The 25,490-nt window shown below is 65.6% G+C and carries 18 protein-coding genes; 5 read left to right on the top strand and 13 right to left on the bottom strand.

Going from position 1 to position 25,490, the window contains the following annotated elements; translation table 11 throughout:
- Positions 1-104: 104 nt before the first annotated feature.
- From C8C94_RS24565 to C8C94_RS24525, 9 genes are all read right to left on the bottom strand, one after another.
- Positions 105-1,205: a BMP family ABC transporter substrate-binding protein gene (locus C8C94_RS24565; protein ID WP_121422582.1), complete on the bottom strand. Its 1,101-nt coding sequence runs from the start codon at positions 1,203-1,205 to the stop codon at positions 105-107.
- Positions 1,206-1,363: 158 nt separating this feature from the next.
- A complete protein-coding gene (locus tag C8C94_RS24560; RefSeq protein WP_055401418.1) occupies positions 1,364-2,938 on the bottom strand; it encodes a methyl-accepting chemotaxis protein in 1,575 nt (524 codons plus the stop codon).
- Between the two features lie 225 nt (positions 2,939-3,163).
- Positions 3,164-4,216 (bottom strand): adenosine deaminase, encoded by a 1,053-nt coding sequence (locus C8C94_RS24555; RefSeq protein ID WP_121422581.1) that lies wholly within the window; start codon positions 4,214-4,216, stop codon positions 3,164-3,166.
- Entirely contained in the window at positions 4,216-5,196 is a 981-nt protein-coding gene (locus tag C8C94_RS24550; protein WP_121422580.1) for an aromatic ring-hydroxylating dioxygenase subunit alpha, read from the bottom strand. The genes C8C94_RS24555 and C8C94_RS24550 overlap by 1 nt, the downstream gene beginning before the upstream one ends.
- Before the next feature lie 108 nt (positions 5,197-5,304).
- A complete protein-coding gene (locus tag C8C94_RS24545) occupies positions 5,305-6,471 on the bottom strand; it encodes a BMP family ABC transporter substrate-binding protein (protein WP_055401936.1) in 1,167 nt (388 codons plus the stop codon).
- A 110-nt stretch (positions 6,472-6,581) separates the two neighbouring features.
- A complete protein-coding gene (locus C8C94_RS24540) occupies positions 6,582-7,502 on the bottom strand; it encodes an ABC transporter permease (protein ID WP_121422579.1) in 921 nt (306 codons plus the stop codon).
- Positions 7,502-8,572, bottom strand: coding sequence for an ABC transporter permease (locus tag C8C94_RS24535; RefSeq protein ID WP_121422578.1), 1,071 nt, complete (start codon positions 8,570-8,572; stop codon positions 7,502-7,504). The genes C8C94_RS24540 and C8C94_RS24535 overlap by 1 nt, the downstream gene beginning before the upstream one ends.
- Complete coding sequence (locus C8C94_RS24530) at positions 8,565-10,151, bottom strand: ABC transporter ATP-binding protein (RefSeq protein WP_121422577.1); 1,587 nt, start codon at positions 10,149-10,151, stop codon at positions 8,565-8,567. The genes C8C94_RS24535 and C8C94_RS24530 overlap by 8 nt, the downstream gene beginning before the upstream one ends.
- A gap of 79 nt (positions 10,152-10,230) precedes the next feature.
- A complete protein-coding gene (locus C8C94_RS24525; protein WP_121422576.1) occupies positions 10,231-11,163 on the bottom strand; it encodes a LysR family transcriptional regulator in 933 nt (310 codons plus the stop codon).
- Positions 11,164-11,267: 104 nt separating this feature from the next.
- On the opposite strand from C8C94_RS24525, the gene xdhA reads away from it, so the two are divergent.
- Both xdhA and xdhB read left to right on the top strand, forming a co-directional pair.
- Entirely contained in the window at positions 11,268-12,776 is a 1,509-nt protein-coding gene (gene xdhA, locus C8C94_RS24520; protein ID WP_121422575.1) for a xanthine dehydrogenase small subunit, read from the top strand.
- Entirely contained in the window at positions 12,773-15,205 is a 2,433-nt protein-coding gene (xdhB, locus tag C8C94_RS24515; RefSeq protein WP_121422574.1) for a xanthine dehydrogenase molybdopterin binding subunit, read from the top strand. The genes xdhA and xdhB overlap by 4 nt, the downstream gene beginning before the upstream one ends.
- 919 nt (positions 15,206-16,124) lie before the next feature.
- Here xdhB and lolD read toward each other — a convergent pair.
- Both lolD and C8C94_RS24505 read right to left on the bottom strand, forming a co-directional pair.
- Positions 16,125-16,814, bottom strand: coding sequence for a lipoprotein-releasing ABC transporter ATP-binding protein LolD (lolD, locus tag C8C94_RS24510; protein WP_121422573.1), 690 nt, complete (start codon positions 16,812-16,814; stop codon positions 16,125-16,127).
- The gene (locus tag C8C94_RS24505; RefSeq protein ID WP_121422572.1) at positions 16,807-18,060 is read right to left on the bottom strand and encodes a lipoprotein-releasing ABC transporter permease subunit; all 1,254 of its coding nucleotides are present in this window, start codon (positions 18,058-18,060) and stop codon (positions 16,807-16,809) included. The genes lolD and C8C94_RS24505 overlap by 8 nt, the downstream gene beginning before the upstream one ends.
- A 346-nt stretch (positions 18,061-18,406) precedes the next feature.
- Between C8C94_RS24505 and C8C94_RS24500 the strand changes: the two genes are divergently transcribed.
- The 3 genes from C8C94_RS24500 to C8C94_RS24490 all read left to right on the top strand — a co-directional run bounded on the left by C8C94_RS24500 (position 18,407) and on the right by C8C94_RS24490 (position 22,308).
- Positions 18,407-19,363 (top strand): phosphoglycerate mutase, encoded by a 957-nt coding sequence (locus C8C94_RS24500; RefSeq protein WP_121422571.1) that lies wholly within the window; start codon positions 18,407-18,409, stop codon positions 19,361-19,363.
- Complete coding sequence (gene recJ, locus C8C94_RS24495; RefSeq protein WP_121422570.1) at positions 19,360-21,075, top strand: single-stranded-DNA-specific exonuclease RecJ; 1,716 nt, start codon at positions 19,360-19,362, stop codon at positions 21,073-21,075. The genes C8C94_RS24500 and recJ overlap by 4 nt, the downstream gene beginning before the upstream one ends.
- Positions 21,076-21,189: 114 nt before the next feature.
- Entirely contained in the window at positions 21,190-22,308 is a 1,119-nt protein-coding gene (locus tag C8C94_RS24490) for an IS110 family transposase (RefSeq protein WP_121419543.1), read from the top strand.
- Positions 22,309-22,822: 514 nt separating this feature from the next.
- Here C8C94_RS24490 and C8C94_RS24485 read toward each other — a convergent pair.
- Positions 22,823-24,343, bottom strand: a complete 1,521-nt coding sequence (locus C8C94_RS24485) for a DegQ family serine endoprotease (RefSeq protein WP_121423062.1) — start codon at positions 24,341-24,343, stop codon at positions 22,823-22,825.
- A gap of 265 nt (positions 24,344-24,608) precedes the next feature.
- Positions 24,609-25,394 carry an SDR family NAD(P)-dependent oxidoreductase gene (locus tag C8C94_RS24480; RefSeq protein ID WP_121422569.1) on the bottom strand — a complete coding sequence of 262 codons (786 nt, stop codon included), beginning with the start codon at positions 25,392-25,394 and terminating at the stop codon, positions 24,609-24,611.
- Positions 25,395-25,490 lie beyond the last annotated feature (96 nt).

Raw genomic sequence — 25,490 nt, 5'->3', positions numbered from 1 at the left:
GCTTAGCGGCAGGGGGCGCCGTTTGTATATGCAGCACCCCATAGTGGCTATGGGGTTGGGGGAGCGCCGACAGGTGATAACGACGGGCGATATGCCTTGCAGGATCAGCGGGACACCTTGCCCACGACACCTTCCACCAGCCAGTTCATCTGCAGGATCTGCGCATCCGACAGCGCTTGGCCCGCAGCAATGCGCTCCTGCCCTTCGTTGTCGCGTACCGGTGCCTTGCCCGCACGGAAGGGGTGCAGCTTGCCCGCGCCCACGGCCTTTTGGGCATTCAGCACCTCCTGCTGGACGGCGGCTGGCACCCGGGGGCCAAAGTCGCCGACGCGGATCATGCCCTCGCGCACGCCGCCCCACAGGTTGGCACTCTTCCAGGTGCCGTTCTGCACGGCGCGCACGCGCTCGGTGTAGTAACTGCCCCACTGGTGCGTCACGGCCACGATCTGGGCGTCAGGCCCGGTCTTGCGCATGTCGGAGTGGTAGGCCACGGCCATCTTGCCGCGCTCTTGCGCAGCCGCCATCACGGCGGTGGAGCCGGTGTGGAACGCAATGACGTCCACGTCCTGGTTGAACAGCGCCATGGCCGCATCACGCTCCTTGGGTGGGTCGAACCACACATTGAGCCACACCACCTTCACCGCGGCCTGCGGGTTGACCGAGCGCATGCCCAACGTGAAGGCATTGATGCCCTGCAGCACCTCCGGGATGGGGAAGCCCGCCACAAAACCGGCCACGCCTGTCTTGCTCATGCGGCCCGCTGCAATACCGGCGAGGTAACGCCCCTCGTAGTAGCGCGCGTTGGCAGCGGCCACATTGGGCGTGGTCTTGTAGCCCGTGATGGACTCGAACTTCACCTGCGGATAGTCCTGCGCCACCTTGAGCGTGGGCTCCATGTAGCCAAAGCTGGGGGTGAAGATGATCTGGTGGCCCGTGGCCGCCAGATCACGGATCACGCGTTCGGCATCGGCGCCTTCGGCCACGTTCTCGACAAAGGTGGTCTTCACCTGATTGCCCAGCGCGGCCTCGACGGCCTTGCGGCCTTCGTCATGCTGGCGCGTCCAGCCTGCCTCGGTGATGGGCGAGACATAGACAAAACCGGCTTTGACCGGATCGGCCGGACTCCCCTTGGCGGGCGTGGTCTGGGAAAAAGCGGGGGAGAAAAAACAGGCGGCCACGAGCGTGGCAGCGAGGTTTTTGTACATGGTGTTCCTCTACATGGCCCTGATGAAATGGAACGGCAGCACCGCAGGACGACGGTGCTGCCGAGGGGAATCAAACTGCGCTGAAACTACGTTGGAACTGTATGGATTGAAGCCGGAGGGTAGGCTCTGCTGCAGTGCGCAAAGCCCACCATAGGAACTCAGTTCAGCCGCAGCGCCTGCGGGCCTGCGCCCAGGCGGAAGGCACCCACCACCTCGGCCAGGCGCGACGCCTGGTCCTTCAGGCTTTCGGCCGCAGCGGTGGACTCTTCCACCAGGGCAGCATTTTGCTGGGTCATCTGGTCCAGCTGGGTTACCGCCACATTCACCTGGCCAATGCCCTGGCTCTGCTCCGACGCGGCTGCGCTGATCTCTCCAATGATGTCGGTCACGCGGCGCACCGAGCTCACGATCTCGCCCATGGTGGTGCCGGCGTTCTGCACCAGGGCAGCACCCGACTCAACCTTCTCCACCGACACGCCGATCAGCGTCTTGATTTCCTTGGCCGCCTGGGCCGAGCGCTGGGCCAGTGAGCGCACTTCGCTGGCCACCACGGCAAAGCCTCGGCCCTGCTCGCCTGCACGGGCGGCTTCCACCGCGGCGTTGAGGGCCAGGATGTTGGTCTGGAACGCGATGCCGTCGATGGTGCCGATGATGTCGGCAATCTTCTTGCTGCTGGTGTTGATCTCGTCCATGGTGGTCACCACCTGCGCCACCACTTCACCGCCGCGCTGGGCCACTTGTGCGGCCGACACCGCCAGCTGGTTGGCCTGCACAGCCGAATCGGCGCTCTGGCGCACGGTGCTGGTCAGCTCCTCCATCGAGCTGGCAGTCTCTTGCAGGCTGCTGGCGGTCTGCTCGGTGCGTGCGCTCAGGTCCTGGTTGCCGATGGCGATCTGGGTGCTGGCGGTGGAGATACTGTCCACCACGCCACGCACTTGCTGGAGCGAGCGGTGCAGAGCGCTGCGCATGGCATCCAGGGCGCGCAGCAGGTGGCCGGTTTCGTCATTGGCGTAGCTCGCCTGGGGGGCACCCGTCAGGTCCATGTTGGCAATGGTCTCTGCAATGGCCTCTGCCTTGCGCAGCGGGCGCGTGATGCTGGTGGTCAGCAGCCAGGCCAGCAAGGCGCCCAGCAGCAGCGACACCCCGGTGCAGATCTGCAGCAGCAGCGTGGTCTGGGCACGCAGCTCCTCGCTTCGCTTGCCGGCAGCGTCTAGTTCAGCGCGCTGGCCATCCACCATCTGCTGCACGCCCGCCAGGTAGCTGCGGGAGGTGGGCTCAAACCGCTCGGTGAAGACCTTGTTGGCGTTCTCGGCATCACCTGCCTGTTTGAACTTGCTCACTTCCTCGCGGGCCGCCAGGTAGTCCTTGCGCAGGTCACCCACCTTGGCAAAATGCTGCTTCTTCTCCGGCGTGTCCATCTTGGACTCGATGAATTTCTGCAGCTCGTTGGTATCGCGGATCGACGCGGCCGTGGCGGGCGCAAAGTAGGGGATCAGGCTGGCATCACTGCTCTTGGCAATGGCTGCCGCGCGCTGCACGCCCGATGTGGTGTGGCGCAGCCAGTCCGAGCCAGCGCGCTCGGTCTTGATGTTGTCGTTGACCATGGCGTCGATCTCTTTGCCCAACTGGCTGAGCTTGACCACGGCCACCACGCTGCTGGCAAAAAACAGCGCCAGGATGAGGCCGAGCACCAGGGTCAGGCGCTTGCCAATGGAGATTTGACTGAGAAACATGGAAGGCTCCAAAAAAGGGGGCTACACGGCACCCGTGCACTCCGCAAGGGAGCGCTGGATAAGGGCCATGGTGGTGGATCACCCCGTGGGCCTGGGCCGGACGCAATTCGAACGAATACTTACTATTTTAAGGGTTTACCCACGCCGCCGCCCTGCCGCGCGGGTGACAGCGCACCAACCCATCGATTCGCACTGGCAATCCGCGCTATGCCCGCCGCACAAAGCTCAGTAGTCGTGCTCCACGCACCGCTCAAAGGTTTCCTTGAGCTTGTGCTCCCACACACGCTTGTCGGCATTGCTGGCAAAACTCGCCTCAAAGCTGTTGAACGCCAATTGGTAGGCGTGTTTCGCCGTGAGGCCCGTGGCGGCAAAAACCTGGGTGAAGTTCTGGTTCATGTAGCCGCCAAAGTAAGCGGGATCATCCGAGTTGACCGTGGCGGCCAGCCCGGCGTCGAGCAGCTTGCCCAGGTTGTGGTCCGCCAGGTTGGGAAACACGCACAGCTTCTGGTTGGACAGGGGGCACACCGTGAGCGCAATACGGTCCTGCGCCAGGCGCTGCATCAGGGCCGCGTCGTGCACCGCCTGCACCCCGTGGTCGATGCGCTCGACCTTGAGCACATCGAGCGCACTCCAGATGTAGGCAGGGGGGCCCTCCTCGCCAGCATGGGCCACCAGGTGCAGGCCCAGTTCGCGGCAGCGGGCGAACACGCGGGCAAACTTTTCGGGCGGGTGGCCCAGTTCGCTGGAATCCAGCCCTACGCCAACGATCTTGTCGAGCAGGGGCATCGCCTGCTCCAGGGTCTCGAAGGCGGACTCCTCACTGAGGTGCCGCAGGAAACACAGGATGAGCGTGGCACTGATGCCCAGCTCCCTGCGTGCATCTTCACAGGCCCGGTACAGGCCGTTGATGACCGTCTCCATGGCAACGCCGCGTGCGGTGTGGGTTTGCGGGTCGAAGAAGATTTCGGCGTGCAGCACGTTGTCGCGCGCTGCTCGCCCCAGGTAGGCGCGCGCCATGTCATAAAAGTCCTGCTCGTGCAGCAGCACGCTGGCACCCGCGTAGTAGATGTCCAGAAAACTTTGCAGATTGGTGAACGCATAGGCGCTGCGCAGTGCCTCCACACTGGCATAGGGCAAGGTCAATTCGTTGCGCTGCGCCAGTGCAAAGATCAGCTCAGGCTCCAGGGAGCCCTCGATATGGATATGCAGCTCGGCCTTGGGCATGGCGCGCAGCAGCGTGGGCAGGCGCTCGGCGGAAATGGGGGGCACTTTAAACATCAGCAGACTCCAAAGGTGATGCCGCTCTGGCGCAAGAAGCGGCGGTAGGCAGATGATGCCTTGTCGGCGGCGGTATGCAACTCCGCCCGCAGGTCCAGCGGCAGACACTGTGGCGTCTGCGACTCCAGCACGGGCTGGTCTTGCGTGAAGATAGTGTGCTGAAAGGCCTGCAGCTTCTCATCGGGCGAATCGAAATCTGCCACGGCCAAGCGAAACCACACGCGGCTGCGCACCGGGGTGATCGGGCAGATGAACAGCGCAATGGACTCCTGCCAGCCATTCACGGCCGTGGTGCCCGCCTCGGGCACCTTGGTCAGCACGGCCGCGTAGGGTGCCGTGACTTCGTAGGTGTACTCCACCTGGGCCGGGGCGGTGGAGTGCAGGTTGGACTGGGGTTGCCAGGCCTTGCAGCCGGTGGCCAGCAAGCCAGTGGGTGTGGCCTCAACGCGGTAGTCATCAATGGCAGGGACGTCGCGGCTGCCCAGCCAGCCTTCGTGCACAAAACCAAAGTGCGACATATCGAGAAAATTCTCGATGATGCGCGGCGCACTGGCCGCCACGTCGTAAGGCCCGCAGTTGAGCTTGCGCAAGCGCAAGTCCCCTTCGGCGGCGAATGGGGGCAGCGCTGCACTGCCCGGCGCAATGCGCACCCACACCAGGCCATGGGCCTCGCAGGCCTCATGGTGCCGGGCGCAGTGCGTGGTGGGCGGCACAAACGCAGGCAGTGCGGGCACATGCGTGCACTGGCCCGAGCCCTCGAACTGCCAGCCGTGGTACGGGCACTCCAGCCGCCCCTGCACCGTCACCCGGCCCAGCGACAAGCGCGCACCCCGGTGCGGACACCGATCGGCCAAGGCCTGCACCCCACCCAGGCCATCACGCCACAGCACCAGCGGCTGGTCCAGCAACTGCACGGCCAGTGGGGTGTTCGCCACATCACCCGCCAGTGCCACGGGGTGCCACAACGTCGATTCGACCATCGTCCCTGCTCCAAAAAAAGCACTCAACAATGAAAAAGGGCCACCCAGGAAGGTAGCCCTTTTGAACTGGCAGCCCCAAGAGGCTGCCTGATGACGGGTCAGAAGTGCTTACTTCTTCTCGCCGCCGGGGATCTTGCCTTCCACGCCCTTGACGTAGAAGTTCACACCGCCCAGAAACTTGTCATCGGCCACCGTGTCTTTGGCCAGCACTTCCTTGCCGTCCTGACCCACGATCGGGCCCTTCCAGATCTGGAACGACCCGTCGGCCAGGCCCTTCTTCACGGCTTCGACCTTGGCCTTGGTGTCGGCAGGCACGTCTTCGGCGATGGAGACGATGTCGATGGCGCCTTCCTTCACGCCCCACCAGCTCTGGCCCGTGGCCCACTGGCCTTCCAGCGCGTCCTTGGTGGCTTTGATGTAGTAAGGGCCCCAGTTGATGACGGCCGAAGCCAGGTGGGCCTTGGGACCGTAGGCGGTCATGTCGCTGTCCCAACCGAAGGCGCGCTTGCCCTTCTCTTGTGCGGTCTTGAGCACAGCAGGCGAATCGGTGTTCTGGAACAACACGTCCGCGCCACCGTTGATCAGGCTGGTGGCGGCTTCGGTTTCCTTGGGTGGGCTGAACCATTCGTTCACCCAGACCACCTTGGTCTTGATCTTGGGGTTGACCGACTGCGCACCCAGCGTGAAGCTGTTGATGTTGCGGATCACTTCAGGAATCGGCACCGAGCCCACCACGCCCAGCGTGTTGGACTTGGTCATGGCACCGGCAATGATGCCCGCCATGTACGCGCCTTCGTAGGTGCGGCTGTCGTAGGTGCGCATGTTTTCGGCCGTCTTGTAGCCGGTGGCATGCTCGAACTTCACGCCCTTGTTGTCTTCCGCGACCTTGAGCATGGACTCCATGTAGCCGAAGGTCGTGCCGAAGATCAGCTTGTTGCCCTGGCCGGCCAGGTCACGCAGCACGCGCTCGGCGTCGGCGGACTCGGGCACGCTTTCCACAAAGCTCGTCACGACCTTGTCGCCAAATTCCTTCTCGATGGCCTTGCGGCCGTTGTCGTGAGCGAACGACCAGCCACCATCGCCCACCGGGCCGACGTAGGCAAACGCGATCTTCAGAGGCTCGGGCTTGGGCGCCGGTGCTTCTGCCACGGGAGCCGGTGCGGGCGCGGGGGCCGGTGCCGGTTCTTCCTTCTTGCCACAGCCCACGAGGGCAGCAGCGGCCACGGCGGAGAGCGCTGCCACCTTGAGCATGGAGCGTTTCTGCAGATCAGTCATGTCGGTTTCCTTATTGAAGAAGTAAGACTTGCAAAGGTTGAGGGACGAAAACACTAATTATGGGGCGATCTACCACCGGGTAACCAGCAATTCTTGGGACCAGTGCTTGTTCACGAACCCGGATAAAACGGCTTGCCGAGCGATGCCGGCATGTTGATGCGGATCCACGCCGGATTGCGCGAGATCAGCGCCAGCACCACGATGGTCGCCACATACGGCAACATGCTCAGCAACTGGCTGGCCACCTGCACGCCCGTGGCCTGCAAGTGGAACTGCAGCATGGTCACGCCGCCAAAAAGATAAGCACCAAGCAACACCCGTGCCGGGCGCCAGGTGGCAAAGGTGGTGAGGGCCAGCGCGATCCAGCCGCGTCCGGCCACCATGCCCTCCACCCACAGCGGGGTGTAAACAGTAGAGATGTACGCCCCGGCCAGCCCGCACAGCGAGCCCCCGGCCACCACGGCGGCCAAGCGAATACGGCGCACGGGGTAGCCCAGTGCATGGGCCGACTCGGGCGACTCGCCCACCGAGCGCAGCACCAGCCCGGCGCGCGTGCGGTACAAAAACCAGATCATCCCTGCCACCAGCAGCATGGTGATGTACACCAACGGGTGCTGCCGGAACAGCGCGGGGCCGAGCAGTGGCACATCGCCCAGCACCGGGATCACGTATTTGGGCAGCTCTGGCAGCTTGGCCTGAACGTAGCTGATGCCCGCAAAGGCCGAAAAACCCACGCCGAACAGGCTGAGCGCCAGCCCCGTGGCGTACTGGTTGGTATTGAGCCAGATCACCAGCACACCAAAGATGGCCGCCAGCAGCGCGCCAGCGGCCATGCCCGCCGCAAACCCCAGCCAGGTGTTGCCCGTGTGCACCACGGTGGCAAACCCTGCAATGGCGGCGCAGAGCATCATGCCCTCGGCCCCCAGGTTGACGATGCCGGCCTTTTCATTGATGAGCAGACCCAAGGCCGCGATGGCCAGAACGGTGCCCGCGCTCAGCGTGGCGCCGATCAGGAGTGCATAGGATTCCATTACTTGCCTCCCTTCGCGGCCACCCAGCGGATGCGGTAGGCGATCAAGGTGTCACAGGCCAGCAGCGTGAACAGCAGCAGGCCCTGGAACACGCCCGTGAGCGACTTGGGCAGGCCCATGCGCGACTGCGCCAGCTCGCCGCCGATGTAGAACATGCTCATGAGGATGGCCGACAAAATCATGCCCACCGGGTGCAGCCGCCCCACAAACGCCACGATGATGGCCGCAAAGCCGTAGCCTGCGGGCACGTACGGCGTGAGCTGGCCAATCGGCCCCGCCACTTCCAGCGCGCCTGCCAGCCCTGCCGCGCCACCGGATATCAACAGCGCCGTCCACAACGCCTTGCGCGACGAGAACCCGGCATACCGCGCCGCCGCCGGGGCCAGGCCGCCCACCTGCTGGGCAAAACCGGCCCGTGTGCGGAACAGAAACACCCACAAGGCCGCAGCCCCCGCCAGCGCCAGCAGCAGCCCGATGGACACGCGCGAGCCCTGCATCAGGCGCGGGATCTGCGTGACTTTCTCGAACGTCTTGGTCTGCGGAAAGTTGTAGCCCATGGGGTCCTTCCACGGGCCATAGACCAGATAGCCCAGCACCAGCATGGCCACATAGACCAGCATCAGGCTCACCAGGATTTCATTGGCGTTGAACTTGTCGCGCAGCAGGGCCGTGAGCCCCGCCCACACCATGCCGCCCAGCACCCCGGCGAGCAGGATGGCGGGCACGATCCACGGCCCGGTGGTCTTGTCGGCCAGCAGCGCCACGCCGCCCGCCACCACGGCGCCGATGACAAACTGGCCCTCTGCACCGATGTTCCACACGTTGGAGCGAAAACACACGGCCAGCCCCAGCGCAATCAATAACAGCGGCGTGGCCTTGACCATGAGTTCACCGACGGCATAGGGCGTCTTGATCGGCTCCCAGAAGAAGACCTGCAGCCCGCGCACCGGGTCTTTGCCCAGCGCCACGAACAAGGCCACACCAATCAACACCGTGACGGCCAGCGCCAGCAGCGGCGAGCCATAGGTCCACCAGCCAGAAGCCTGGGGGCGCGGTTCCAGCTTAAGCATGCTGCACCTCCGCTGCCTTGGCCTGTTGTGCGAGGTGCGCTTGGACATCGGCATGCCACAGCCCGCTCATCCATTCGCCAATGCGCTCTACCGTGGCCTCGGCGCGCGGCACGGAAGGCGACAAATGCCCCTTGGCCACCACGTGCAGCCGGTCACAGATCTCAAACAATTCGTCCAGCTCCTCACTCACCACCAGCACGGCGCAGCCCGCATCACGCAGCGCCAGGATGGAGCCGCGAATCTGCGCCGCAGCCCCCACGTCCACACCCCAGGTGGGTTGCGAGACGATGAGCAGCTTCGGGTTGGCGTCAATCTCGCGCCCCACGATGAACTTCTGCAGGTTGCCGCCCGACAGCGACTTGGCCGCTGCATTGGGGCCGCCCGCCTTGACGTTGAAGCGGGCAATGATGTCCACCGCATGCTTTTGCAGCGCGCCCACCTTGATCCAGCCACTGCCGCTGACGGAGTTGGTGCGCGTGAGCAGCAGGTTGTGCGCCAGCCCCATGGTGGGCACGGCGCCCCGGCCCAAACGCTCTTCGGGCACAAAGTGCAGGCCCAGCGCACGGCGCTGGCCGGGGCCCATGCGGCCTGCGTTCTGGCCCGAGACCTGGATGCTCGCAGGCTCGGCGCGCTGATCTTCCCCCGACAGCGCATACAGCAGCTCTTTTTGCCCATTGCCCGACACGCCGGCAATGCCCACCACTTCGCCCGCCTTCACCTCGAACTGCAGGTCGATCAAGTCCACGCCGAACTGGTCGGCACGCGGCAGCGACAGGCCCTTGACGCGCAGCACGGTGGCGCCGGTCTGCACTGCGCGGTGCTCCAGCGCGGGCGGCTCGGCACCAATCATCAGGCGCGACAGGGACGCATTGGATTCCTCCGCCGGGTTGCACACGCCCGTGACCTTGCCGCCGCGCAGCACGGTGCAGGCGGTGCACAGCGCACGGATCTCGTGCAGCTTGTGGCTGATGTAGAGGATGCTGCAACCCTCGCTGGCCAGCTTGCGCAGCACCACAAAAAGCTTTTCGACCGCCTGGGGCGTGAGCACCGAAGTGGGCTCGTCCAGGATCAGCACCTTAGGCGCGGTGAGCAGCGCGCGGATGATTTCCACCCGCTGCATCTCGCCCACACTCAGCGTGTGCACAGGGCGCAGGGGGTCGATGTCAAGGCCGTATTCGGCGGCCTTGGCAGTGATGCGCTGCGTGACATCGGCCAGCGTCAGGCTCTTGTCCAGGCCCAGCCACACGTTCTCGGCCACCGTCAGGGTGTCGAACAGGCTGAAATGCTGGAACACCATGGCAATGCCCAGGGCCCGCGCTTCTTGCGGGTTGCGCACCTGCACGGCCTGGCCGTTGAAGAACACGCTGCCTTCATCGGGCTTGACCGAGCCGTAGATGATTTTCATCAGCGTGGACTTGCCCGCGCCGTTTTCGCCCAGCACGGCGTGGATTTCACCCGGCAGCACCGTGAGCGACACGCCGCTGTTGGCCACCACGGCCGGGTAGCGCTTGGTGATGCCCACCAGCTGCAGCCGTGGCTGCGCCGCACCAGGCGCTGAAGGATTGGGGGGAGAACTCATGCGGGGATTGTCTCTCAGTTTTACAACTTGTTATAAGAATGAAAATACCTCACGGCGCTTGTTCAGCATGCTCAAGCAGCTATTCTTTTCGTAGCGAAGCAGCCACGGTTTTCACGCAATCTCGCAGCCAGGCGGCCGCCGCCGAGTGGTGCGTGCGGGCATGCCACAGCTGGTAATACATGAGCCGGGGGAAGGGCACCGGGCACGGCAGGATGGCCAGCGGCAGCTGGTCCACATACCGCTCGCAGTACTGGCGGCCCGTGGTCAGCACAAGCAAGCTCGATGCCACGATGCTGGGGATGAGGCTGAAATGCGCACAGCGCGCCGTGATGTGGCGCTGCATGCCCAGGCTGTCCAGGTGGGCGTCGATCACGCCGCGCGCGCCGGGGTGGGTGGGCGTGGGCGCGATGTGTTCAGCGGCCAGCCAGCTTTCCACGTCCCAGCCGCGCCGCACGGCGGGGTGGTCTTTGCCGACCAGGCACACCACATCGTCGCCAAACAGGCGGCCCATGTGCAGGTCGTCCGGCGGCTGCGGCCAGTTGCCGATCACCACATCGACCTCACCCTGCGCCAGGTGCGCGTGGTAGTGCGTGTCGGCCGACAGGGGCAGGATCTCGATGGGGCACAAGGGCGCTTCGACCTTGATGCGGGCCACGAGCTGGGGTAGAAAAAGGGGGTCGAGGTAATCGCTGGCGGCCACGCGGAAGGTGCGGGTGGCCGTGCGCGGGTCAAACCCGCGTGCGTCTGAAAACAGCGCCTCGGCCGAGCGCAGGATCGCGCCCGCAGGCTCCACCATGCGCAGCGCAGCATCGGTGGGCATCATGCTGGCGCCCGAGCGCACGAGCAGCGGGTCGCCCGCCAGGTCGCGCAGCCGCTTGAGCGCAGCCGACACCGCCGGCTGGTGCATGCCCAGGCGGACGGCGGCCCTCGATACGCTGCGTTCTGTGAGCACGGTGTGCAAGACCCTTATGAGATGGAGGTCTATCTTGTCGAAAAGGGCGTGGTCTCTCATAGCGGTGTGGGCATGGGTGCCATAAGCTTGCGCATATGCCGGTAACGGTACTGCGTTCTACCCTCTGCTGAACCTTTCCATCCAAGATCGAAGTGGCGTTTGTCATGACAACAAGACCCTTGCAATTCCTGCGCCGAGGCCAGCCCGTGGCGCTGGGCAATGTACCACCCGACCGAACCTTGCTGGAGGTGCTGCGCGAAGACCTGGGCTGCACCGGCACCAAGGAAGGCTGCGGCGAAGGCGACTGCGGCGCCTGCACCGTCGTGCTGGGTGAGGCGCGGGACGGCAAGCTGCACTACAGCGCGGTGAACAGCTGCATCCGCCTGGCGCATTCGGTGGATGGCATGGCGCTGTGGACGGTGGAGGACCTGGCGGAAGACCCGCTGATCCAGCCCGTGGGTGATGCCGCAACGGCTCCTGGTCAAACCATCACGCTCCATCCAGCACAAGAAGCCATGGTGCTGTGCCACGGCTCGCAATGCGGCTTTTGTACCCCCGGCTTCGTGATGAGCCTCTTTGGCATGTACCAAAACCATGTGTGCCATGGCCAACCCATCACCCGCGAGCTGGCGCAGGAAGAACTCTCGGGCAACCTGTGCCGCTGCACCGGCTACCGTCCCATCCTGGACGCCGCACAGCAGATGGCCGCCCTGCCAGCGATGGCGGTGAACGAGCCGCTTTTGCTACAAAAATTAGAGCTGCTTGCGCTTGACCATCAAGCGCCAGATGCCAATTCTTCTTATATTTCACCCACCACGCTGCCCGACCTGCTGGCCGCACGCGCCGCGCACCCTACGGCGCAGGTCGTGGCAGGCTGCACCGATGTGGGCCTGTGGGTGACCAAGCAGCACAAACAGTACGCGCAGATTCTGGATGTGACTCGCGCGGCAGAGCTGCGGCAGATCCAGCAGGACGCACACCACATCACCATAGGCGCCGCCGTCACGCTGACCGACGCCTTTGCGGCACTGACCGCGCAGTGGCCACAGCTGCACAGCTTTGCCACGCGCTTTGCGGGCCTGCCCGTGCGCAACTCGGGCACGCTGGGGGGCAACGTGGCCAACGGCTCGCCCATTGGCGACTCGATGCCGCTCTTGATTGCACTGCGCGCCCAGGTGGTGCTGGCCAGCGTGCGCGGCGAACGCGCCATGGCGCTGGAAGACCTGTACACCGGCTACCGGCAGAACGTGATGGCGCGCGACGAACTGCTGGCACGCATCGTGGTGCCCAGGCCGGGTGTCACGGAAGTGCTTCGGGCCTACAAGATTTCCAAGCGCTTCGACGACGATATTTCTGCCGTCTGCCTTGTCATCAACCTGGACATCGAAGCCGACGTGGTGCGCCGCGCCAGCATCGGCGCGGGCGGTGTGGCTGCCACACCAGCCCGCGCGCGCCAAACCGAAGCCGCGCTGACCGGCCAGCCCTGGAATGCCGACACCATCGCCCGCGCTGCGCAAGCGCTGCAAGGCGAGTTCAACCCCATCTCTGACATGCGCGCCAGCGGCACCTACCGCCGCACGGTGCTGGCCAGCCTGCTGCAGCGCTTCTGGCTGGAGAGCCAGGGCGAAGAGGCCGTGAGCGTGGAGAACTTCCGACTGGAGGCTGCGGTATGAACCAGCGCGAATCTCTCCCCACGGACCTCCCGGTGAGCCGCGACGCCGTGGACGACCCGGTGGCTGCCACCGCCGACGCCCACGCCGCCGAGCCCCAAGCCCCGCAGCAGACCAGCGCACCCGCCAGTCCCCGCGCCATGGGCCAGTCGCACATCCATGAAAGCGCGCGCGCCCAGGTCGCGGGCGCGGCCCACTACATCGACGACCTACCGGAGGTGAAGGGCACGCTGTACGCAGCGCCCATCCTCTCCACCGTGGCCCACGGCACCTTGAACGGCGTGGATGCCAGCGCCGCCCTGGCCCTGCCCGGCGTACGCGGCGTGGTGCTGGCTGCGGACGTGCCCGGCGACAAGCTGCTGGCCGCCTTTGCGCACGACGAGCCCGTTTTTGCAGTCGACACCGTGCAGCACATCGGCCAGGTCATCGGCCTGGTGGTGGCTGACTCGGTGATGCAGGCGCGGCGTGCGGTGCGTGCCGTGAAGCTCGACATCGCCCCACTGCCCACCGTGCTTTCCGTGCATGAGGCACTGAAAGCCGAAAGCTACGTGCTGCCCCCCGTGTTCGTGCGCCGGGGTGACGCCGCCACGGGCCTTGCCCAATCGGCGCAACGCCTGCAAGGCGCGTTCGAGGTGGGCGGGCAAGAGCACTTCTACCTGGAAGGCCAGATCGCCTACGCGCTGCCGCTGGAGCAAAAGCAGTGGTGGATCTACTCCAGCACCCAGCACCCCGGCGAGGTGCAGCACTGGGTGGCGCACGCGCTGGGCATCGACAACCACGCGGTCAAGGTGGAATGCCGCCGCATGGGCGGCGGCTTTGGCGGCAAGGAGACCCAGGCCGGGCACCTGGCTGTGTGGGCCGCCGTGGCCGCGAACAAGCTGGGCCGCCCCATCAAGCTGCGGCTGGACCGCGACGAGGACTTCATGGTCACCGGCAAGCGCCACCCGTTTGCGTACGAGTACGACGTGGGTTTTGACGACACCGGCCGCATCACGGGCCTGAAGCTTCAGATGGCCGCCAACTGCGGTTTCAGCGCCGACCTGTCCGGCCCCGTGGCCGACCGGGCCGTGTTCCATGCCGACAACGCGTACTACCTGAGCGATGTGGAAATCGCCTCCTACCGCTGCAAGACGAATACGCAGAGCCACACGGCGTTTCGCGGCTTCGGCGGACCGCAGGGCGTGATCGTGATCGAGGCCATCCTGGGCGACATCGCCCGCGCGCTGGGTCGCGATGCGCAGGACGTGCGGATGGTCAATCTGTATGGCCAGGACGCCAGCAGCGGCCGCAACGTCACGCACTACCAGATGACGGTGGAGGACAACATCCTCCACGCGCTGATGCCCCAGCTGGAGCGCGATGCCAACTACCGCCAGCGCCAGGCCGCCATCGCTGCGTGGAACGCCACAAGCCCGGTGCTCAAGCGCGGCCTGGCCATCACGCCCGTCAAGTTCGGCATCAGCTTCACCGCCACGCTGTTCAACCAGGCGGGCGCGCTGGTACATGTGTACACCGACGGCAGCGTGCAGGTGAACCACGGCGGCACCGAAATGGGCCAGGGCCTGCACACCAAGGTGGCGCAGATCGTGGCCGACGAACTGGGTGTGCCGCTGCACCGCGTGCTGGTCACGGCCAGCGACACCAGCAAGGTGCCCAACGCCAGCGCCACCGCCGCCAGCAGCGGCACCGACCTGAATGGCCGCGCTGCGCAGTTCGCAGCCCGCAATGTGCGGGACAACCTGGCCTCGTTCGTGTGCGGGCTCGATGGCTGCGGCGCGGGCGCCATCCGCTTCGAGGGCGGCCAGGTGATCTCGCCCAAGAAGGTGCGCCCGTTCGACGATGTGGTGAAGGAGGCGTACGCCAACCGCATCCAGCTGTGGAGCGATGGCTTTTACCGCACGCCAAAGATCCACTACGACAAGGCCACGCTCACGGGCCGGCCGTTCTACTACTTCAGCTACGGCGCTGCCTGTTCCGAGGTGGTCATCGACACGCTGACCGGCGAAAGCCGCGTGGCGCGCGTGGACATCCTGCACGACGTGGGCCACAGCATCAACCCGGCCATCGACATCGGGCAGATCGAAGGCGGTTTTGTGCAGGGCATGGGCTGGCTGACCACGGAGCAACTGGTGTGGAACGACAAAGGGTATCTGGCCACGCACGCGCCGAGCACCTACAAGATCCCGGCGACGGGGGACATCCCCCAACACTTCAAGGTGGAACTGTGGCCCGAGGCCAACCAGGAAGACAACGTGGGAGGCAGCAAGGCGGTGGGCGAGCCGCCGTTCATGCTGGCGATCAGTGTGTACGAGGCGCTGCGCAATGCGGTGGCTGCGGGACGTGAGGGGCGGGACGCTACGGAGCCCGTGGTGTTGATGGCACCGGCGACTGCGGAGAATGTGTTGCGCGCCTTGGGTAAATTGGGCGCGTGAAGGGCCTGCCTCCCGACCGTTTCACCGCACGATCCGTTCGGGCTGAGCTCGTCGAAGCCGGGGCGTCACCCTGACCGTTCGGGCCGGGCCTGTCGAAGCCAGGGTTTGAGCGCTGGATTTGCCGCATGCCTGGTTTCAGGGCGGGAGCCGGGGTGTGCGCCCGGCGGCGCAGTAACTTTCTCTTGCGTCGCCAAGAGAAAGTCACCAAAGAGAAGGCGACCCTACACGCTGCGTCCCTTCGCTTCGCTGCGGGCAACCTGCGGTGCTCACGTCCAGCGGGGTCTCGCTCGAACTCGCTCCACTGCGTTGCGCTCAGACAATCGCGAGCCCTGATCCGCTGGCCGCTGTGCTCCTCGGCGCATCCTGAAGGGAACCCGGGGAGCGGACATCCATTCGGGCCATTGCTTCGCTCGGCCCAGTTTGCGCAGCGCGTGGCGCTTGCGCCCGCGAGGTGAGGCCGAGCGAAGCAAAGGCCCGTGTGGCTATTCGGATGTTGGATGTTCGGGTGCCCAACCCCCTGCTGGCTGCGCCTGCGGCGGGGCGGTTGCGGGGTGGCATGGGCGTCGGAGCGCCCATGCTTCGTGCTCTGACTCGCCGCAGTTGTTCGAGCGGAGCGCCGCAGGCGCGCAGTGAGTTCTGCGGCGCACCCCACAACCGCCCCGACGCAGGTTTGCCCCGTAGCGAAGCGCAGGGGTCGCAGACTGGGGGTCGCCTTTTCTTTGGTGACTTTCTTTTGGCGAAGCAAAAGAAAGTTACTCGCATGCCGGGCGACTCCCGGCCTCCGCCCTCAACCCAAGCATGCTGTCCCAACCAGCAAGAACAAGCTTCGACAAGCTCAGCCCGAACGGACAGGAGGGCACCACAAGACTTCAAAAACAATAGCACCCCGCGCTCTCTAGACAAGCGCCAGGGTCCAAAATCACCCCAAAACCCCAGACACCAGCCGCAAGACGCGATCACACCGCGCCGCCAGCGACTCATCGTGCGTCACCATCACAAACGCCGTGCCTTGGTCGCGCGCCAGCTGCAGCATCAGGTCAAACACGCCGTCGGCGGTGCTGCGATCCAGGTTGCCCGTGGGCTCATCCGCCAGCACACACGCGGGCCGCGTCACCAAGGCACGCGCAATCGCCACACGCTGGCGCTCGCCGCCCGATAGCTCGGCGGGTCGGTGCATCAGACGCTCTTTCAAACCGACGGAGGTGAGCACCCGCTCAGCCTCGGCATGGCACTGCGCCAGCGGCAGGCGGCGGATGCGCAGCGGCATGGCCACGTTGTCCAGCGCGCTGAACTCGGGCAGCAGGTGGTGGAACTGGTAGATAAAACCCAGGTGCTGGTTGCGCAGCTGGCCCTGGCGCTCTGCTGACAGCGAAGACATCTCTTCACCCTTGAGGCGCACGGTGCCTGCCGTGGGCGCATCCAGCCCGCCCAGCAGGTGCAGCAGCGTGCTCTTGCCCGAGCCCGATGCGCCGACGATGGCCAGCGTTTCGCCCGCGCGGATCTGAAGATCCACGCCCTTGAGCACCGTCACATCAAGGCGGCCTTCGGTGAATCGCTTGGTGAGGCCCTTGGCCTCCAATACCACCACTCCAACTTTCTGATCACTCATAGCGCAGCGCCTCGGCGGGGTTCACACGGCTGGCGCGCCAGCTGGGGTACAGGGTGGCCACAAAAGCCAACACCAGCGAGATGATGCCGATGGGCATGATGTCGCTGCTCTGGGGTTCACTCGGCATCTTGCTGATGAGGTAGATGTCCTTGGGCAAGAAGCTCGCGTTGAGCGCCTTCTCGATGGCGGGCACGATCACGTCGATGTTGAACGCGATGCCCAGGCCCAGCAGCAGGCCCACGGCCGTGCCGATCACGCCGACCATGGCGCCCTGCACCACAAAGATGCCCATGATGCTCTTGGGGCTGGCGCCCAGGGTGCGCAGGATGGCGATGTCGGCGCGCTTGTCGGTCACCGTCATCACCAGGGTCGATACGAGGTTGAACGCCGCCACCGCCACGATGAGGGTGAGGATGATGAACATCATGCGTTTCTCGAGCTGCACGGCCGCAAACCAGGTGCGGTTCTGCTGCGTCCAGTCGCGAATGAGCAACTGGCCGCTCAGACTGCCCGCCAGTTGCTGGGCCACCTCGCGCGCCTGGTGCAGGTCTTTAAGCTTCAGGCGCACGCCCGTCGGGCCTTCCAGGCGAAAGATGCGCTGCGCATCCTCGTGGTGCAGCAGCACCAAGGCCGAGTCGTATTCGTAGTGGCCCGAATCAAACGTGCCCGCCACGGTCATCTGCTTGAGGCGCGGCACCACGCCCGCCGGGGTGACCTGCCCTGCGGGCGCGATCAGGGTGACCACATCACCAGCGCGCACGCCCAGCATACGGGCCAGCTCGCCCCCCAGCACAACGCGGAATTCGCCGGGCACCAGCAGATTCAGTGTCTTTTCGTTGGTGGCGGCCAAGTCCGTCACGGCGCCTTCCAGCGCCGGGTCGATGCCGCGCACCAGCGCACCCTTCATGTCCTCGCCGCGCGCCAGCAGCGCCTGCGCGGCCACGAACGGTGCTGCGCCCACCACGTTTGGGTTTTGCTTCGCCTCGGCCAGCGTGCGCGCCGGGTCGGGCAAGGCAGCGCCCTGGGGCGCAAAAATCTCGATGTGCGAGACCACGCTCAGCATGCGGTCGCGCACCTCTTTCTGAAAGCCGTTCATCACCGACAACACAATGATGAGCGCCGCCACCCCGAGCGCAATGCCCAGCATGGACACGCCCGAGATGAACGAGATAAAGCCATTGCGCCGCGTGGCGCGGCCCGCGCGCGTGTAGCGCCAGCCCAGGGCCAGTTCGTAGGGGATTTGCATGGATAAGGAAAGAAGGCACTGCAGAGTGCGGAATGCACGCCACAGGCCGGCCAGATTGTGGCATCCCGGACAATAGAGCGAGTGAAACACTTTTACATACCCACGTTGGGCCTCCAGGCCAGTGATCGCAAGGCGCGGACCGCTGCCAAGGCTGGATGCCTTGGCAAGGTCCGCAACGCCGCGAGCGCTGGCCTGGAGGCCCAACCCTTCGGGAAAGCCGGGGAAAGGCCCGGCCACTGCGTTGCAGTCCGCTTGCGGTATCCCAACCGCTGCGCGTCCTGCGCCTTGTTGCCGGGCCTTTCCCCGGCTTTCGTGGGCACGTAAAAGTGTTCCACTCGCTCTAGCCATGTCGGACACCAACCATTTGCTCGTTCCCTACGCCGCCAGCGCAGCCGCCGGATGCCAGCAAGCCCTGCAGGGCCTGGCCCTGCCCCACCTGGACCGGCTTCTGGCCCGGCTCAGCCCCCATCCCACCCACAGTGACAGCGGCGAGGAGACCAGCTTCTCCGCCCCCCACGAACGCGCCCTGGCGCGCGCGCTGGGACTGCCAGCGCAGGACGGGCGCATCCCCTGGGCCGCTTGGCACCGCCACCAGCAAGGCCAGTCACCCGAAGGTGACGCCTGGGCGTTTGTCACGCCCTGCCAGTGGCAGGTCAGCACCGACCACGTCACGCTGCGCAACCCCGAGCACCTCGCGCTGGATGACGCCGCGTCGCGCGCGCTGCTGGCCATCGTCTCACCCTGGTTTGCCGAAGATGGCATCACCCTGCACTACGACCAGCCCACACGCTGGCTGGCCACCAGCCCCCTGTTTGCCGACCTGGCCACCGCCTCGCTGGAGCGCGTGCTGCAGCGCGATGTGCGCGCCTGGATGCCGGACGCCAAGGCGGCCCGGACCCTGCACCGTTTGCACAGCGAGATGCAGATGCTGCTCTACACCCACGCCTTCAACGACGACCGCTCGGAGCGCGGGCTGCCGGTGATCAACTCGTTCTGGGTGCATGGCACCGGCCCAATTCCCACCCCTGCCCCGTCTGCCCTCCCCACGCCGACGGTGCCCACCACCTTGCGCGATGCGGCACTGAACGAGGACTGGCGCGCCTGGGCCGCCGCGTGGACCGCATTGGACGCAGGCCCGGTGGCCGATCTGCTGCGCAAGTCCGAAGGCGGCGAGCCGGTGCAACTGACCCTGTGCGGCGAGCGCAACACGCTGGCCTTCCACACCGCCCCCCGGACCCTGACCCAGCGTTTTCAGAGCCTTTTCAGGCCCCAGCGCTTTACAGACATGTGCGATAAGCTATGAAAATAGTAGCAAGAGACATTCCTCCCCGTGCCGCCTGGGCGCTGGAACAGGCCGGTGTGCACCCACTGCTGGCGCGCCTGTATGCCGCGCGCGGTGTGCGTGCCAAGGACGAGCTGGACGACGGCCTGGGCAGGTTGTTGCCCCCCGCGGGCCTCAAAGGCATTGACACCGCCGCGCGCCTGCTGGCCGACGCCATGGCGCAGAACAAGCGCCTCGTCATCGTGGCCGACTACGACTGCGACGGCGCCACCGCCTGCGCCGTGGGGGTGCGCGGGCTACGGCTGCTGGGCGCTCAACAGGTGGATTACCTCGTGCCGGACCGCGTGACGGACGGTTATGGCCTCACCGCATCCATCGCCCGCCGCGTGGCCGAGCGCGGCGCCGACGTACTCATCACCGTGGACAACGGCATCGCCAGCGTGGACGGCGTGGCCGAGGCCAAGGCGCTGGGCCTCAGGGTCGTCGTCACCGACCACCACCTGCCCGGCCCCGAGCTGCCCGCGGCCGATGCCATCGTCAACCCCAACCAGCCCGGCTGCACTTTCGAGAGCAAGTCCATGGCCGGTGTGGGCGTGATGTTCTACGTGCTGCTGGCCCTGCGCGCCGAGCTGCGGGCGCGCGGCATTTTTGACGCGACCACCCAACCCAAGCTCGACCCGCTGCTCACCCTGGTGGCGCTGGGCACGGTAGCCGACGTGGTCAAGCTCGACGCCAACAACCGCCGCCTGGTCGCCCAGGGCCTGAAGCGCATCCGCGCAGGCCAGATGCCCGCCGGGGTAGCCGCGCTGTTCACCGCTGCCGGCCGCAAGGCGCCCGTGGCCACCACCTTCGACTTTGGCTTCGCCTTAGGACCGCGCATCAACGCCGCAGGGCGCCTGGCCGACATGACGCTGGGCATCGAATGCCTGCTCACCGACGACGCAGGCCGCGCCGCCGAACTGGCAGGCACGCTCGACGGCATCAACCGCGAGCGCCGCGAGATCGAAGGCGGCATGCGCGACCAGGCGATGCTGATGGCCGAAAGCCTGTTCCAGGAAGACGAAGAACCGCCCCCGGCCATCAGCGTGTTCGACCCGGACTTTCACGAAGGCGTGGTGGGCATCGTGGCCAGCCGCATCAAGGACAAACTGCACCGCCCCACCTTTGTGTTCGCGGCCAGCAGCGCGCCGGGCAAAGAGCACGAGCTGAAGGGCTCCGGCCGCTCCATCCCCGGCTTTCACCTGCGCGACGCGCTCGACCTGGTGGCCAAACGCCACCCGGGCGTGTTGCTGAAATTTGGCGGCCACGCCATGGCGGCCGGCTGCACGGTGGACGCAGACTCGTTCGATACCTTCGAGCAGGCGCTGGCCCAGGTCGCCCAGGAATGGCTGGACGCCGCCACCCTCACCCGCCGCATCGAAACCGACGGCCCCCTGGCCCCCGAATACTGCCGCGCCGACATGGTGGACACCCTGCACCGCGAGGTCTGGGGCCAGGGCTTTTTGCCCCCCACTTTCAGCGAAGAGGTGCAGATCGTGAGCCAGCGCCTGGTGGGCGAATCCAAAAATCATCTGTCGATCAAGCTCATGCACCAGGGCAACCCGGTGGACGCCATCTGGTTCGGCCACACCGAGCAACTGCCCGCGCGCGTGCTGCTGGCCTTTCGCCTCGATGTGAACGAGTGGAAAGGCGAGCGGAAGGTGCAGTTTTTGGTCGAGGGGGCTCAGATCTAGACATCATGGTCGCCGCCCCTCGACTAGGCGGCCGGTCTCCCACATCGTAGGTTGCGTCCAAGGACGTAGAGCTACATGCTGTGACTTGCGTCGTCAGCAACAAGGAGACCGACCATGCAAGAGAGTAGCAAGATTCACGTGGGATTGGACGTCCACAAAGACAGCATCAGCATCGCAGCGGCCGAGCCCGGGCGCATGCCTGGGCGCCTGATAGGCAAGGTCACGCACGATGTGAACAAGCTGTTCAAGGTGTTGACCAAGGTCGGCAACGCCGATCAGCTGCACATCGTGTACGAGGCCGGGCCTACCGGCTTTGGCCTTCAGCGCGCCTTGCAAAGCAAGGGTTACCTGTGCGAGATCATTGCCCCCTCGCAGATCCCGCGCCGCCCGGGAGACAGGATCAAGACCGACGGGCGCGACTGCGTTCAATTGGCCGAGTGCTCTCGCGCTGGCCAGTTGAGCGCCGTGTGGATCCCCGACCCAGAGGACGAAGCGATCCGCGACCTGTCGCGGGCGCGCGAAGACGCGGTCAACACTCGCGTGCAGGCCCGCCACCAACTCAAGGGGTTCTTGCTGCGCCACGACGTGCGCTACACCGGCAAAACTTCGTGGTGCGGCGCCTACTACCGCTGGCTGGGAACACTGAACTTCGGTGCTGGCGCCACGCAGACGGCATTTACCGAATACTGGCAAGCCGTGACGGCAGCAGATGACCGTGTGGACCGGCTGACGAAGGCGCTACAGGCCTCGATCACTGGCTGGCGCTTTGAGCCCGTGGTGGCTGCGCTGCAGGCGCTGCGTGGTATTGCCGCGATCACGGCGATTGGTCTGGTGGCAGAGATTGGAGATCTGGGGCGCTTTGCGCATCCCCGCAAGCTCATGGGGTATCTCGGCCTGGTTCCCGCGGAGCACTCCAGTGGTCAGCGCACGAGCCGGGGCAGCATCACCAAGACAGGCAACGCACACGCCCGGCGGCTGCTGACCGAAGCTGCCTGGAACTACCGCTTCAAGGCGCGCATCGGCAAACAAGCGCAGATCAGGCAACAAGATCTGTCCGAGCCGATACGAAGGATGGCATGGACAGCGCAGTTGCGACTGACACAGCGCTTCGCGGCGTTGAGTGCACGTGGCTTGCAGGCCAACAAAGCCTGCATCGCCGTCGCAAGAGAGTTGGCAGGCTTCATCTGGGCCATCGGCATGCAGGCGCAGCGCGAGCAAGGCCAAACCATCTGAAAGAAAAGAGGCAGGACAAGCAAGCAGCAGGATCGATCTGGCGATGCGATACGGGCCACGATAGGGCAACCCTCGAGACTCCTACCAGGGCACCGCAAGGCAGATCCCCGACGCTAGAGCGAGGCAGGCCCACGACGAATCGATGAAGTGCTGGTAACCAATCCGCGGATATGAGTCTGATTCATCGTCGCTGCTAACGCTCGTGTCGCATCACCCGATTGATCCTGAGAGCACACCAAATGAGGCACTGACAGTATTGACAATGGCGACCATATGAGGAGGCTGTCGGACTTGGAGCGTCGAAGCGAAAATTGGCCCCAGCGAGGACAGTTTTTTCCGGATTTGCAGCCCCATAGCCGAGCTATGGGGCAAAAAGACGGTGAAAAATGGACCGCTGAGGTCAATTTGCAGCCGACGATTTCCAAGTCCGACAGCCTCCTACGCGTTTCGTCGCAGACAGTACCGAAAGTACGGCAAGACGGAACAACGACGCCAGGAGAGCCTTTGGGACCGCTTAGCCCAAACGCACCGGCACAAAGATCTTGTTGCCATCGCGCTCGATCAGCAGCGCCACCGACTTGCCTGCGGTGGCCTTGGCCATCGCAGCGCGCACCTGCTCGATGTTCTTGGCGGGCGCGCCGTTGATGGCCAGCAGCACATCCCCCGGCTGCACACCGGCCGCCGCAGCGGGGCCGCGCGCCTGTTCGATCACCAGGCCCTCGCTCACGCCTACCTCGCGGCGCTCCTCGGGGTCCAGCGGGCGCAGCGACAGGCCCAGCTGGCCCTTGCCCACGGCATCGTCGTTGCGCGCCTGCTTGGTCGCTTTGTCGCTGGCGTCGCCCAGCGTGGCGGTCAGCTCCAAGGGCTTGCCCTGGCGCCACACCGACAGCTTGGCCTGCTGCCCTGGCTGCGCCTGGCCCACCCAGGCGGGCAGGTCGCCCGAGGCCACGATGAGCTGGCCGTTCACCTGGCGAATCACGTCGCCCGCCTGCAGGCCTGCCTTCTCGGCCGGGCTGCCCTTGCTGACGCTGGCGACCAACGCGCCCTCGGGCTTGTCCAGCTGGAAGGATTCAGCAAACGCCTGGTTCACCTCCTGCACGGCCACGCCCAGCTGGGCGTGGCGCACCTTGCCGGTGGCCACAATCTGGTCCTTGATCTTGGCGGCCAGCTCGATGGGGATGGAGAACGACACGCCCTGGTAGCCACCCGAGCGGCTGTAGATCTGCGAGTTGATGCCCACCACCTCGCCGCGCGCGTTGAACAGCGGCCCGCCAGAGTTGCCGGGGTTCACCGCCACGTCGGTCTGGATGAAAGGCACCAGGCTGTCGTCGGGCAGCGAGCGGCCCTTGGCGCTGACCACGCCCGCCGTCACGCTGTTTTCAAAGCCAAAGGGCGAGCCGATGGCCAGCACCCATTCGCCCACCTGCAGGTCGCGCGTGCTGCCCAGGCGCACGGTGGGCAGATCCTTGGCATCGATCTTGAGCACGGCCACGTCGGTCTTGGGGTCGGCGCCGAGCACCTTGGCGCGGAACTCGCGCCGGTCAGTGAGCTTGACGACCACTTCGCTCGCGCCCTTGACCACGTGGGCATTGGTCAGCACCAGGCCATCAGGGCTGACGATAAAGCCCGAGCCCTGGCCATGGGTGGGTACGTTGGGCTGGCCTTGCGGGCCCGCGCCGGGGAAGCCGAACTGGCGAAAGAATTCGTAAAACGGATCGTTCGGGTCGATCTGCGGGCCACGGCCCTGGCGGGCAGCGGGCTGCTCGTCATCGTCGTCCTCGTTGGCCATCGCCGTCTTGGTGCTGCCCGTGACGCTGATGTTGACCACGGCCGGGCCGTTCTGCGCGGTGATCTGCGCAAAGCTGGGCAGCGCACCGCCCGGGGCCATGGCCGTCTGCGCCACGATGGGCGTGGAGGGTGTGACCGCGCGGGCCTGGTGCCCGCTGATGAGGCCGGCGCCGGTGGCGCCCACAGCGCCCGCGGCCACCAGGGCCAGGATCAGGCGGCGGGGAGTGGATGCAAGCGTGTTGTTCATGGTGTCTGCCTTTTCAATCAGGGTTGCGATGGAAGGCAGTGTGGGCACGGACACTTAGACGAAACTTAGGCGGCGTGATGTGCCCATGGGTATCTGGACAGCATTCCTGTTTCGTCCCGAGAGCCGTCGACATCGGCACTGCCCCAGACCAGTGCCACCGTGCAAGGGCCGCCCCGCCGCACGGGTGGCGTCCCCCTGCCCGCATCGCGCAGCGATGCGAGAGCGGGGGGAAGGCGCGAAGCGACTCAGGGGGGTGTTCTCTTGTTCACAGGAACATGCCGCCCGACGCCTCGATGCGCTGCGCATTCACCCAGCGTGTGGCCGGTTGCAGCAGCGAAGCGACCAGCGGGCCGATATCGTCCGACACGCCCACTCGGCCCAGAGCCGTCTGCGCGGCCACAAACGCATTGAGCTGCGCGTTGTCGCGCACCGCGCCGCCGCCAAAGTCAGTCTCGATGGCGCCCGGGGCCACCACGTTCACGGTGATGCCACGCGGGCCCAGTTCTTTGGCCAGGTAGCGGCTCAGCACCTCGATGGCGCCCTTCATGGCCGCGTAGGCGGCGTAGCCCGGCAAGGCGAAGCGGGCCAGGCCCGACGACAGGTTCAGGATGCGGCCGCCATCGTTCATCAGCGGCAGCAGGCGCTGCGTGAGGAAAAACACGCCCTTCAGGTGCACGTTGACCAGCGCATCGAACTGCGCTTCAGTGGTTTCTGTGATGGGCGCATGCACGCCCATGCCCGCGTTGTTGACCAGAAAGTCAAACCGCTCGCGCTGCCAGTGGCTGCGCAGGGTTTGCTGCAGCTGCGCAGCGAAGGCTTCGAAGCTGGCCACATCGCCCACATCCAGTGGCAAAGCCACAGCACGGCGGCCCAGCTTTTCGATGTCGGCCACCACTGCCAGGGCTTCGGCGGCCTGCTGGCGGTAGGTCAGCACCACGTCGATGCCGCTGTGTGCAGCGGCCAGCGCTGCGCTGCGGCCCAGGCCGCGGCTGCCGCCGGTGATCAAAACGACGGGGGTGGGGGCTGGAGAAAGGGATGAAGCGCTTGTCATGGCAGGGTCCTTTGCAGTGTCTGAAGCCCGGTCACACCGCGTGACCTGGGCTGGAGATGAACTTTATTGGAGTGCCAATCAAAGATAAACCATGCA

The organism is Acidovorax sp. 94 (assembly GCF_003634645.1).
Taxonomy (GTDB): domain Bacteria; phylum Pseudomonadota; class Gammaproteobacteria; order Burkholderiales; family Burkholderiaceae_C; genus Acidovorax; species Acidovorax facilis.
Note: the sequence above shows the minus strand (reverse complement) of the source record. Positions and strands in the feature narration are given on the sequence as shown.